Here is an 11,909-nt window from a genome sequence, read left to right as displayed (position 1 = left end):
TATGCATCCTTCCCCCTCCTCACTCCTCACTCCTCACTCCTCACTCCTCACTCCTCACTCCTCACTCCTCACTCCTCACTCCTCACTCCTCACTCGCCCGTAGTCCTGGTACTGATAAAGGGGCATGTCGGGGCGCCGGTGGATGCCCAAAACAAGGGCGTCCGACTAACGTACAACACAGTCTTACCAATGCACGGCACATGTCATCCGATCGTCACAATCGGCTTGTAAGCTCGCCCACTTACTGAAAATAAGCAAAGGCTTAAAGATGTCACTGCGTGCGCTCTTCCTGGTTCTGTTGCTGGCGGCCGCTTCTGCACAGGCCGCCCGCCAGGAAATTGTCATGGGCGTGCTGGCCAGTCGTGGCGTAGAAGAAGCCGAAGCAGACTGGCAACCCATCGTGGACGATCTGTCGGCTGCCACCGGCCAGACCGTCAAGCTGGTGGCACTCAAGACCGAACAGGAACTCTTGTCCGAGTTCGGTCAGAACCATATCCAGATTGCGCGCCTGGGTACGCAAGCGGCGCTGACCAGCGTAGAGCAAAAACAGGGGTTAATCTTTGCCCGGTTGGCGCTGACCGGGGGCGTGTCCGAGTTCCGTTCCGTGCTGCTGACCCGCAAGGATGGCCCGGCCTCGCTGGATGATGTCTTGCGCCAGCCCAAACACTGGCGCTACGCCACGGGCACGCCAGATTCCACCGCCAACTATCTGATTCCGCAGTACTACGCCTTTGCCAAGAACAATGTGCTGGTCAGCGAGTTCTTCAGCCAGATCAGTAACGGCGCCAGCGAAGACAGTTTTCGCGCGCTGGTCGAGCATCGCGCAGATGTGGCATCAACCAACAGTGATGATCTGGAAAAGCTGCATGACAAATACCCGCGTGACTACCAGCAACTGCGGGTGATCTGGGAGTCTCCGGCGTTCTCGTATGACCCGTTGATCATGCGCAAAGACCTGCCGCCCGCCTTGCAACAAAAGGTCAGCCAGTTTTTTCTGAATTACGGTCGCAAAGGCGCGAACGCCACGCATGAAAAAGAAAAACTGTATTACGCCGATGAGCTGTCTGGCTTTTTGCCTTCCAGCAATCGCCAACTGCGGGAAGTGACTGACTTGCAATTGTTCTATGCCCTGTTCCAGCTGGCGCTGGATAAATCGGGCAATACCACCTCATCCAACCAGCGGGAGAAGGCGCTTTACAAGCGCTATAACGATCTGGTGACCGTCCTGGGTGGCGCACACTGACCGGGGGTGATGCCGCTCAGCCCACAGGCCCCTTCGCGGGCCTGTTTTGTTTTGTGGCCGGATGTCACTCCCGCATGGGCAAACGGCGGCCACAGTGGCAAAATCGCCCCCCGTGACCGACGACATCCATTCTTTCTCGCCCATTGGCCATTTGCGTACGCCGTTTGCCGACAAGTTCGGCATTCCGCGCCAGCCCAGCCTGGCCCCGCACGCCTTGGGCACGCTGCAATTGCTGCCTCCGTATGACCGGCCCGAGGCCGTGCGCGGGCTGGAGGCGTTCAGCCATGTCTGGCTGACTTTTGTGTTTCACCAGACCGCCGGCCAGTGGAGCCCCACGGTGCGACCACCACGTCTGGGCGGCAATCAGCGCATGGGCGTCTTTGCCACGCGCTCACCCTTCCGCCCCAACCCGCTGGGTTTATCGCTGGTGGAACTGGCCAGCGTAGACACCACCGAACACGTGGTGCTGACATTTCGGGGCGTGGATCTGGTCGATGGCACGCCCATCCTGGATATCAAACCGTATATTCCGTATGTGGAAAGCCGGCCCGATGCCCGCAGCGGTTTTGTCGGCGGTGCGCCAGAACGGCTGGCGGTCAGTTTCAGCCCGGTGGCCCAGGCGCAATGTGCAAAGTGGCGTGCCACTTATCCGCTGCTGGCTGAACTCATTACCGACGTCCTTGCCCAAGACCCGCGCCCGGCGTATGCAGATGATCCGCAGCGAGTGTATGGCATTCGTTTGTACGAGCTTGATGTGAAATGGCGGTGCGATGGCCGTACCGCTTTTGTTGAAACGCTGGAAACCCCATGAAACGCTTGCAGTCTTTGTCCGCCCTGATCACCACCGTCATTTTCCTGGGTGCGTGTTCCTCCGCCCCGACGCCGGTGGCTGTTGCCCCGGCGCCGACACCGTTGCCGCCTGCGCCCCCCGTCAAGGTCAAGGTGGGCCTGGCTTTGGGGGGTGGTGCAGCCAAGGGGTTTGCGCATATTGGCGTGATCAAGATGCTGGAAGCCAATGGTATTGTGCCGGATGAAGTCTCTGGTACCAGTGCGGGCAGCGTGGTCGGTAGCCTTTACGCCAGCGGCATGGATGCCTTTGCCCTGCAAGAGCGCGCGTTTTCGCTGGATCAATCGTCCGTGCGGGATGTCAGTCTGCTGTCGGGCGGCCTCGTCAAAGGCCAGAAGCTGCAAGACTACGTCAACCAGCTGGTCGCCAATCGGCCAATTGAAAAGCTGCCCAGACCGTTTGCGGCGGTCGCCACCGAACTGGAAACCGGTAACCGCATCGTGTTTGTCCGCGGCAATACCGGCCAGGCCGTGCGCGCCTCCAGCAGCGTGCCGGGGGTGTTTGAGCCGGTGGCCATTGGCAACAAACACTATGTCGATGGCGGCGTGGTCAGCCCGGTGCCGGTGGATGCCGCACGCCAGTTGGGCGCGGACTTTGTGATTGCGGTGGATATCTCTGCCAAAGCCAATGGCAAGAACCCGGCCGGTCTTGTCAGCATTGTGACCCAATCCATCGCCATCATGGGCCAGAAGCTGGGTGAGCAAGAACTGGCCCGTGCGGATATCGTTATCCGCCCCAAGGTAGGCCAGATTGGGCCCACCGATTTTGATCAGAAAAACCAGGCCATCCTGGAAGGTGAGCGCGCTGCCCTGGCCGCCATGCCAGAGATCAAAAAGAAGCTGGAAGAAAAACGCCAGCAGATGATCACCAAACAACTGAACTCGGTGCGCGCTGCGCAACTGGCGCACCCGGCCGGCTAAAAGCCAGGGGCTGGCTTTGCGCCAGGCCAGTGTTCACCCACGCCGAATTTGGGTTTTTGCCGCAAAGCCGCTAAAGTAGCGCCAAACAGAACGAGCGTTCTTATCTGGCCCAAAACCTGTTCAGAGCCTGATGCGGGGTCGTCAGCGGGGCGAAGAGCAGCACAGAAACCAGAATTTATACAGAATAAATGAGGATTCCGCGCAGCGCATGAGCCCTGATCACGGCCTTGCAGCAGGAAGCTGAACAGGTTTTTATGGATTTTGCGCAACTCCAACCCGCTCTCAAAAGCAAACTGCTCAAGCTTGGTCTGACTCGGCCGTTTGATCTGGTGCTGCATTTGCCGCTGCGTTATGAGGATGAAACCCAACTCGTCCCCATTAACGAATCCGGCTTTGGCGGCGGCCCGGTGCTGGTGGAAGGCGAAGTCCATAGTTGTGATGTGCAGTTCCGCCCGCGCCGGCAACTGGTAGCGCGGGTGGTCGATGACACTGGTGTGCTCGTCGTGCGCTTAATCCACTTCTACCCCAGCGCCGCCAAACAGCTTGAAGTGGGTAAGCGCGTGCGCTTGTATGGCGAAGTGCGCCACGGCTTCTGGGGCGACGAAATGGTCCACCCCAAAATCCGCAGCGTGTCTGATCGTACCCGGCTCAATGAAGAACTCACGCCCGTGTACTCCACAACCGCCGGGCTGGCGCAACACCAGATCACCAAGCTGGTCCACCAGGCCCTGGCCGGTTGCAGTCTGACCGATACCCTGCCCGACACCATGACCGAGCCGCTAGGTCTGCCGGACTTTCGCAGCAGCGTACTGTTGCTACACAACCCGCCCACCGACATTCCCAACATTCAACTCACCGAGCGCACCCATCCCGCCTGGCGCCGACTCAAGTTTGACGAGCTGCTGGCGCAGCAACTGAGCCTGCGCATGGCACGGGCCGAGCGACGCGAGAAAGACGCGCCCGTGATCAACCCGCCAGGCGAACTGGCGCGGCGACTGCTCGCCAGCCTGCCGTTCGGGCTGACCGGGGCACAGCAAAAAGTGCTGACTGAAATCAACGCTGATCTGGCGCAGCCGCACCCCATGCAGCGCTTGCTGCAAGGCGATGTGGGCGCCGGTAAAACCATTGTGGCCGCGCTGGCCGCCTGCCAGGCGATGGAGTGCGGTTATCAGGTGGCCTTGCTGGCCCCGACCGAAATCCTGGCCGAACAGCATTACCGCAAGCTGGCCACCTGGCTGGAACCGCTGGGTATCCGTGTGGCCTGGCTGGCCGGCAGCCTGAAAGCCAAAGCCAAGCGCGCGGCGCTGGAAGACGCCGCGCTGGGTACGGCCCCGTTGATTGTCGGCACGCATGCGCTCTTTCAGAATCAGGTGAGTTTTGCCAACCTGGGCCTGGCTATCGTCGATGAACAGCACCGCTTTGGCGTGGCACAGCGGCTGGCCCTGCGGGAAAAAGGCCAGAGTCCGCACCAGTTGATGATGTCTGCCACCCCCATCCCGCGCACGCTGGCGATGAGCTTTTACGCCGATCTGGACGTGAGCGTGATCGACGAATTACCGCCCGGCCGCACGCCCATTGTGACCAAGCTGATTTCCGATGCGCGCCGTGATGAAGTCATTACCCGCATTGCGGCCAAAGTGGAAGAAGGCCGCCAGGTGTATTGGGTGTGCCCGCTGATTGAAGAATCTGAAGCGCTGCAACTGCAAACCGCTGTGGATACGCATGCGCAATTGACGCTGGAACTGAACGGCATTGCCGTAGGCCTGGTTCACGGGCGCATGAAACCCGATGAAAAAGCGGCGGTCATGGCGCAGTTTCTGACCAACGATATTCAGGTACTGGTCGCCACCACCGTGATTGAAGTCGGCGTAGACGTGCCCAATGCCAGCCTGATGGTGATCGAACATGCCGAACGCATGGGGCTAGCCCAATTGCACCAATTACGCGGGCGCGTGGGTCGGGGCGCGCATGCTTCCCTGTGCGTGCTGCTGTACACCGGGCCGCTCTCTGACAATGCCAAGTCCCGCTTGCGCGTGATTTATGAGAACACCGACGGCTTCGAGATCGCGCGCCAGGATATGGAGTTGCGCGGGCCGGGCGAGCTGGCCGGCGTGCGCCAGTCTGGCGTACCCATGCTGCGGTTTGCGGATCTGGAGCGGGATGCAGACTTGCTGGACGCCGCCCGTGAAGCGGCAGAAATCCTGCTGGCCAGGCAAAAGCAAACCGCGCTGGCGCATCTGGATCGCTGGCTGCCCGGACGCGAGGCCTTGCTCAAGGTCTGATGACCGTTCGTCGATCCGGCTGGCCCTGCCTGTCAACTCCTGCAATCCTCTTCTGATGAAATGCTGTGTTGCATCAATGGTTTAAGGAGGAAATCCCTTGGCCAGCACCTCGGTCTCGCCAGTCTCTTCAACCTTTGCCGCCTCACCCATCTTGTCGAGCAGCGTGCGCAGTACACCCGCTGCCGATGGCACCGGCGGCGGTGGTGGCAACCCCAACCAGGCCCGGGCGGAACTGGAAGCCGCGCTGTTGCGCGCCAATGCAGAGGGCGGTCGGCACCATGGTCAGGAGCGCGACGGCCATGCACCAGAGCGACCGCCGCCCGAAGACGAATATGTGCAGATCCAGAACGAAGCTGATGAAGCCATACCTGCCAGTACCGCGCCTGTTTCTGGCGCCTCACCCTACCATCATCTGATGGTGGAACCGGACGGAGCCCGTTCGGTCATCTTTGGCCACCGCAAGGTCAACTTGCGCAAAGGCCGCACTCCTGAAGAAACCCTGCGTACCGCACGTATCATCATGGCCACGTCGCTCACGCCAGAGAGCCCATCCCCTGAGGAACTCTCTGCCGCAGAGGACGCGCAAAAGCTGGAAGACGAAGCCATTCAAGAGATCAATGCGCGCCAGACCGTTGCCGCACGCCAGCTCAGCGCCTACCAGCCGCCCGACTTGCCCGCCGTCTCTGATTTTGAAGAAACGGCCTAGAGCAAAATCGCCAGCAACAAGGGCAACAACAGCGAGGTCAGCAAGCCATTGAGGCCCATCGCCAACCCGGAAAAAGCCCCCGCCGTTTCCGACACCTGAAACGCCCGTGCCGTGCCAATGCCATGGCCAGCCACGCCCACGGCCACACCCGCAACCCGATCATCGTCAATACGCAACCAGCGCAGCAAAGGCACCAGCAGAATCGCGGCGACAATGCCGGTGACAATCACAATCCCTGCCGTCAATGATGGCAAACCACCGGCACGCGCCGACAACGCCATGGCAATCGGCGTGGTGACTGATTTGGGCGCAAACGACAACAGCACCGGCATGGACAAACCCAGCCAGCGGCCAAGTAATACTGCGCTGACGATACCGGTTACGCTGCCCACCGTAACGGCAATCAGCAGCGGCCCGGCAATCGCCTTCATGCGCTGGATATTGATGTACAACGGAATAGCCAGCGCCACCGTGGCCGGGGCCAGTAAAAAATGGATCAGTCTGGCCTGCTCAAAATAGGTGGCGTACGGGACGTGCAGCACCAGCAGGCTGACGATCACCAGCACAATCCCGACCAATACCGGGTTCAACAGGGCGAAGCGGCCCGACTTCAGATAGAGATAATCCGCCAGCAGAAAGGCCGCGCAGGTCAGCGCCAGCCAGGTGCCGGGGAAGTTTTGCAGACTCTGCCACGGATTCATGCGGCATCATCCTTGTGCGCCGCGCGGCGCTTGAGCAGCCACGCCAGGGTCAGTGCGGTAGCCAGCAGCGTCATCAGCGTAGACAACACCAGCACGGCCACCATGGCAATGCCTTGTTCCCGCAACAGCCCGGAGAGCGCCATGACACCAGCACCAGCCGGCAAAAAGAACAGACCCAGATAGCGCAACAGGCCGGTGGCGGCCTGTGCGGTGCGCTCGTCAGCGCCTTTGCGGATCAGGCACCAGATGAGCAGTAACACCATGCCGGACACGGTGCCCGGCAGGGGTAGATGGAGAAAATCACTCGCGGCCTCGCCGGCCACGAGAAACCCCAGAATAACCGCCAGCCCGTACAGCATGGCGGACCGGGGTCAAGCAGCCAGCGGAGCGGAGGCTTCTGCCTCGCGCCGGCGCGCAGCTTCCGCAGCGCGACGATCCAGTGCAGCCTTGCCCGCCACCAGCAAACCCAGGCCAATAAACGCGCCCGGCGGCAAAATCATGAACAGGAACTGGTAGTTCAGGTCTGCGGGGATCACGTGGATCACCCAGGATTTGGCCGAAGCACCAAACACCAGATCAATCCCTGACAGCAGTGTGCCCTTGCCCAGGACTTCTCGAATCCCGCCCAGGATCGCCAGCACCACGGTGCCGCCCATACCCATCATGAAGCCATCCAGGCCGGACTGGATCACGCCATTCTTGGCCGCAAAGGCTTCCGCCCGCGCCAGCACAATGCAGTTGGTGACGATCAGCGGGATGAAAATACCCAGCACGTTATAGAGCGCGTGCATATAGGCATTCATGGCCAATTCCAGGATCGTGACCACGGCGGCAATGATCAGGATGTAGATCGGGTTGCGCAGTTCGTTCGGCACAAACTGGCGCAGCAGCGCGACCGCAGCGCCCGAGCACGCCATCACCAGCGCCGTGGCAATCCCCAGGCTGGCGCCGTTGATGACGGAGGTGGTCATGGCCAGCGTCGGGCACATGCCCAGAATCTGCACGACACCGGGGTTCTGCTTCCACACGCCGTTATGGCTGATGTCGCGGACTTCCTGGCGGCTAATCATCATGATGCATCTCCAAACAGACTCGACTTGTGCGCGTCGACGTAAACCAGTGTCTTGCCCAATGCCTTGACCACGGCGCGCGGGCTGATGGTGGCGCCTGCATGGCTGTCAAAGTCACCACCGTCTTTTTTCACTTTCCAGCGCTCCAGCGCCGGATTACCCAAGCCCTTGCCCTTGAACTGGTCGATCCAGTTCGAGATGGCGGCATCGATATAATCGCCCAGGCCCGGGGTTTCTTTGTGATCCACCACGCGCACGCCCAGAATCTGGCCGTTGGGCGCAATACCCACAAGCAGCTTGATCTTGCCAGCGTAGCCATCTGGCGCGGTGGCTTCCACCACAGCACCGACGGTTTTACCGGCTTTTTTGGCCATATAGATGGCCGATGCGTCATCGTTGCCCAGCGCTTTGGCATCCGCTTTGGGCACCACTTGCTTGTCGGCCAGCAGGTTGTTGTCATAAGAACCTGCGGGCAAGACCTGCGCAATCAAGGCACGCTCGGCATCTGCCTGGTTCTTGGCAACAATGTCCTTGGTCATGGCAAAGGTGCCCGCCATCAACGCGGTGAATACCACTGTGAACGCCAACAGGGTCAGCGCGCCCCGCACGCCATTGGCAATCATCGTTTTCATGATTGCACCCCGGCTTTTTTCTGCTTGCCCTTGCGGCCAAAGACCGCCGGTTGGGTGTACTGGTCAATGAACGGTGCGGCCAGGTTCATGATCAGCACGGCAAACGCAATGCCATCCGGATAACCGCCAAACACACGGATCAGGTAGGTCAGCAAACCAATCAGCGCGGCGAAGATCACACGGCCCAGCGGCGTGGTCGGCCCGGTGACCGGGTCGGTCACAATGAAGAATGCGCCCAGCATGGCCGCACCACTGAACCAGTGGAACAACGGCGAGGTGTAATGCGTGGGGTCAACCAGGTGGAAAACGCCAGCCACGCCACCCAGCACGGCCAGGAAGGTGACTGGAATCTGCCACGGGATCAGCTTTTGCCACAGCAGGTAAAGGCCACCCAGGAGGTAAGCGGCGGTAATCCACTCGGTCCCCACGCCACCAATGGTGCCAAACAGCGGAGACTGGAAAATATGGCTCATGCTGGCGTGCTGCATGAGCTGCGTCTTGACGGTATCGAGCGGGGTGGCCGACGCCACGGCATCAAACGCCAGACCGGCAGGCAGGTTGCCAGTGAAAATCCACGACAGTTGCGCGGACCAGTCCAGGCTTTGCGGCAGCACGCCAAACGGTGCGGCCCAGCGCGACATTTGCGCCGGAAACGACACAATCATGATGGCAAAACCGACCATGGCCGGGTTGAACGTGTTCTGGCCCAGGCCGCCGTACATATGTTTGGCCAGCGCGATCGAGATCACTGCCGCGACAACAATCATCCACCATGGTGCCAGCGGCGGAAACGACAGCGCCATCAGCCAGGCAGTCACAATGGCGGAGCCATCGGTCACAAAGGGCTTGATGGGGTAGCCGCGCAACTTGAGGCAAACCGCTTCCGTTGCCAGCGCCGCGACGGTCGCCAGCGTGATCTGCACCAGCACGCCAATGCCGAACGAATACGTATACACGGCAATCGCCGGCACCAGCGCCAGCGCAACCTTGAACATCACCACTTGCAGTGGCGTGGGCTTGATAAAGAACGGAGACGTATTCATTGGTTTTGGTTTTGTCGTAACGGGTTATGCGCCATCGGCCTGATCGCCCTGTGCCTTGGCGGCTTCTGCTGCTTTGGCTGCTTTTTTGGCGGCGGCGGCAGCCATGGCGGCCTCAATCTTGGCTTTCTTTTCTGCCTCACGCGCGGCTTTTTCTTCCGGGCTCATGGCTTCCAGGGCGGCTTTCTCGGCCGCGCGTTTTTCCATCGCCTCACGGATGCGCTCGGCTTTTTCCGGATCAAGCTGGCTCACGGGGGCAACTGGCTCGGGAGCGGGGGCTGCAACAGCCTCGGCAACCGGTACGGCGTTGGCGTCCGGGTCCAGCGGGGTGAGCGGATCGGCAGCCACTTGCGCGGCGGCAGCTTCTACCTTCTTGGCGGCGGCGCGTTCCATGGCGGCTTTGATCTTGGCGGCGCGCTCGGCATCGGCCGGATCAGCAGAGCTGGCGGCGGCGTCGTGCTTTTGTGCGGCCTTGGCAGCAAGACGCTCGGCCTTCTCGCGTTTCTCCCGCTCTTCACGGAACTGGCGGAATTCGTGGCGCTCCCGCGCCTGGTCGGCGGCCTTTTTGGACTTTTCTGCGGCCCAGATTTCGGACTTGGAGAAACGGAAGTAATCCACCAGCTGAATGTTGGACGGGCACACGTATGCACATGCGCCACATTCAATACAGTCGAAGAGGTTGCGTTCCTGCGCCTTGCCAAAATTCTTGCTCTTGCCAAACCAGTACAGGTCCATCGGCTGCAATTCAGCCGGGCATGCGTCGGCGCATTTACCGCAGCGAATGCACGGCATTTCTGCCGGCTTGGGCGGGAACAGACCGCTGCTCTTGGCAATGATGCAGTTACCGGCCTTGGACAGACCCACATCTGTGCCCGGAATTTCAAAGCCCATCATCGGGCCGCCGTAAATATACGAGTCCGAATCGGGCTTGTTGCCGGCAAATGCCAGCAGATCGGCAATCGGCGTGCCGATCAGCGCATCAACGTTGCCAGGGCGCTCCACATTGCCGGTCAGCGTGACGACGCGGCTGATCACCGGCTCGCCGTGTTCAATGGCGCGGTAGATGGTGTACACGGTCGCCACATTGAAGCACTGCACGCCCAGATCGGTCGAACGCACGCCGGACGGTACTTCCTTGTTGGTCAGCAACTTGATCAGTTGCTTGGCACCGCCGGACGGGTACAGCGTCGGCACCACCACGACATCAATCTTGAATTCGCAGCCAGCAATGGCGGCACGCATGGCGTCCACCGCTTGCGGCTTGTTGTCTTCCACGCCGATCAGCACTTCACGCGCTTGCAGCAAGGCCTGCAGAATCTTGATACCTTCGACAATCTGCACCGCGCGTTCCCGCATCAGCAAGTCATCGCAGGTAATGAAGGGTTCGCATTCCGCCGCGTTGATGACCAGCGTATCCAGGCCATCGCTGGCGCCGCCAATTTTCAGGTGGGAGGGAAACACCGCGCCGCCCAGACCCACCACGCCCATATCCCGCAAATAATCGCGGATAGCGCGGGATTCGGCGGTACGCCAGTCAAAACGGTTACGGTCGATCCAGCGATCTTCGCCATCCGACTCGATCGTGATGCAGTGTTCCAGCAAGCCGGACGGATGCGGCACCCGCTGCGGGCTGATCGACAGCACGCGGCCAGACGTCGGTGCATGCACGGCGGCAGACACCGTGCCATCTGCAGCGGCAATCATCTGCCCTTTGAGGACATGGTCACCGACATTGACGAGCGCCTTGGCCATATTGCCAATGCTCTGATGCAGCGGCACCACCAGCTTTGCCGGAATCGGCCCCGCCGCAATGGGCGTGCCGGAAGATTCGGTTTTATGTTCCTGCGGATGAACCCCACCATGGAACGGGAAGAAAGTGACAGCCAGCGCGGCACGTGCGTTCATGCGGCGGCCTTTACAGTCAACGGGATCACGGGATAACGCCACTTCCAGGTGGTCACGGTCTCGCCCACGGTCTGCATGCTGATGCAGTCCACCGGGCACGGCGCAATGCACAACTCGCAACCGGTGCATTCGCTGGAGACAATGGTGTGCAGATGTTTGGCCGCGCCGACAATGGCATCGACCGGGCAGGCCTGAATGCACAAGGTGCAGCCAATACAGGTGTCTTCATCAATCACGGCGACGGCTTTGGGCTTTTCTTCACCGTTTTCCGCGTTCAGTGCCTTGAAGTCTTTACCCAGCAAATCAGCCAGTTTACGAATGCCGTCTTCGCCGCCCGGCGGACAGCGGTTGATGTCGGCTTCTTCGTTGGCAATGGCGGTGGCATATGGCTTGCAGCCGGGGAAGCCACACTGGCCGCACTGCGTTTGCGGCAGGATGGCGTCGATCTTGTCGACGAGCGGATCTTCGTCAACTTTGTATTTGATGGCGGCCCAACCCAGCACAGCACCGAGCAAGATCGCGAGGATCGCCATGATGGCGAGGGCAAGCGTGAAAGTCAGCAT

At 60.6% G+C, this 11,909-nt stretch carries 12 protein-coding genes; 5 read left to right on the top strand and 7 right to left on the bottom strand.

Translation table 11 applies throughout. The features are described from left to right. Positions 1 to 268: 268 nt before the first annotated feature. From phnD to HNQ50_RS21785, 5 genes are all read left to right on the top strand, one after another. The gene (gene phnD, locus HNQ50_RS21805; protein WP_184103679.1) at positions 269 to 1,243 is read left to right on the top strand and encodes a phosphate/phosphite/phosphonate ABC transporter substrate-binding protein; all 975 of its coding nucleotides are present in this window, start codon (positions 269 to 271) and stop codon (positions 1,241 to 1,243) included. A 94-nt stretch (positions 1,244 to 1,337) separates the two neighbouring features. Next, positions 1,338 to 2,054: a tRNA (N6-threonylcarbamoyladenosine(37)-N6)-methyltransferase TrmO gene (gene tsaA, locus HNQ50_RS21800; RefSeq protein WP_308419195.1), complete on the top strand. Its 717-nt coding sequence runs from the start codon at positions 1,338 to 1,340 to the stop codon at positions 2,052 to 2,054. Then, on the top strand, positions 2,051 to 3,010 hold the full coding sequence (locus HNQ50_RS21795) for a patatin-like phospholipase family protein (protein ID WP_184103672.1): 960 nt from the start codon (positions 2,051 to 2,053) through the stop codon (positions 3,008 to 3,010). The genes tsaA and HNQ50_RS21795 overlap by 4 nt, the downstream gene beginning before the upstream one ends. A 254-nt stretch (positions 3,011 to 3,264) precedes the next feature. Then, the gene (gene recG, locus HNQ50_RS21790; RefSeq protein WP_184103696.1) at positions 3,265 to 5,292 is read left to right on the top strand and encodes an ATP-dependent DNA helicase RecG; all 2,028 of its coding nucleotides are present in this window, start codon (positions 3,265 to 3,267) and stop codon (positions 5,290 to 5,292) included. 97 nt (positions 5,293 to 5,389) lie between these two features. Beyond that, positions 5,390 to 5,998 carry a hypothetical protein gene (locus HNQ50_RS21785; protein ID WP_184103669.1) on the top strand — a complete coding sequence of 203 codons (609 nt, stop codon included), beginning with the start codon at positions 5,390 to 5,392 and terminating at the stop codon, positions 5,996 to 5,998. Here HNQ50_RS21785 and HNQ50_RS21780 read toward each other — a convergent pair. From HNQ50_RS21780 to rsxB, 7 genes are read right to left on the bottom strand one after another with little or no spacing between them, the layout of a single operon-like run. Then, entirely contained in the window at positions 5,995 to 6,699 is a 705-nt protein-coding gene (locus HNQ50_RS21780) for an LrgB family protein (RefSeq protein WP_184103666.1), read from the bottom strand. The genes HNQ50_RS21785 and HNQ50_RS21780 overlap by 4 nt on opposite strands. Continuing rightward, entirely contained in the window at positions 6,696 to 7,058 is a 363-nt protein-coding gene (locus tag HNQ50_RS21775) for a CidA/LrgA family protein (RefSeq protein ID WP_184103662.1), read from the bottom strand. The genes HNQ50_RS21780 and HNQ50_RS21775 overlap by 4 nt, the downstream gene beginning before the upstream one ends. Before the next feature lie 12 nt (positions 7,059 to 7,070). Then, complete coding sequence (locus HNQ50_RS21770) at positions 7,071 to 7,772, bottom strand: electron transport complex subunit E (protein WP_246428824.1); 702 nt, start codon at positions 7,770 to 7,772, stop codon at positions 7,071 to 7,073. Then, positions 7,769 to 8,401: an electron transport complex subunit RsxG gene (gene rsxG, locus HNQ50_RS21765; RefSeq protein ID WP_184103659.1), complete on the bottom strand. Its 633-nt coding sequence runs from the start codon at positions 8,399 to 8,401 to the stop codon at positions 7,769 to 7,771. Before rsxG ends, HNQ50_RS21770 begins: the two co-directional genes overlap by 4 nt. Further along, entirely contained in the window at positions 8,398 to 9,444 is a 1,047-nt protein-coding gene (locus HNQ50_RS21760; RefSeq protein WP_184103656.1) for an RnfABCDGE type electron transport complex subunit D, read from the bottom strand. Before HNQ50_RS21760 ends, rsxG begins: the two co-directional genes overlap by 4 nt. 24 nt (positions 9,445 to 9,468) lie before the next feature. Continuing rightward, a complete protein-coding gene (gene rsxC / locus HNQ50_RS21755; RefSeq protein ID WP_184103653.1) occupies positions 9,469 to 11,346 on the bottom strand; it encodes an electron transport complex subunit RsxC in 1,878 nt (625 codons plus the stop codon). After that, positions 11,343 to 11,909: an electron transport complex subunit RsxB gene (gene rsxB, locus HNQ50_RS21750; protein ID WP_184103650.1), complete on the bottom strand. Its 567-nt coding sequence runs from the start codon at positions 11,907 to 11,909 to the stop codon at positions 11,343 to 11,345. The genes rsxC and rsxB overlap by 4 nt, the downstream gene beginning before the upstream one ends.

The sequence above is a fragment of the Silvimonas terrae genome, assembly GCF_014202765.1.
GTDB lineage: Bacteria > Pseudomonadota > Gammaproteobacteria > Burkholderiales > Chitinibacteraceae > Silvimonas > Silvimonas terrae.
Note: the sequence above shows the minus strand (reverse complement) of the source record. Positions and strands in the feature narration are given on the sequence as shown.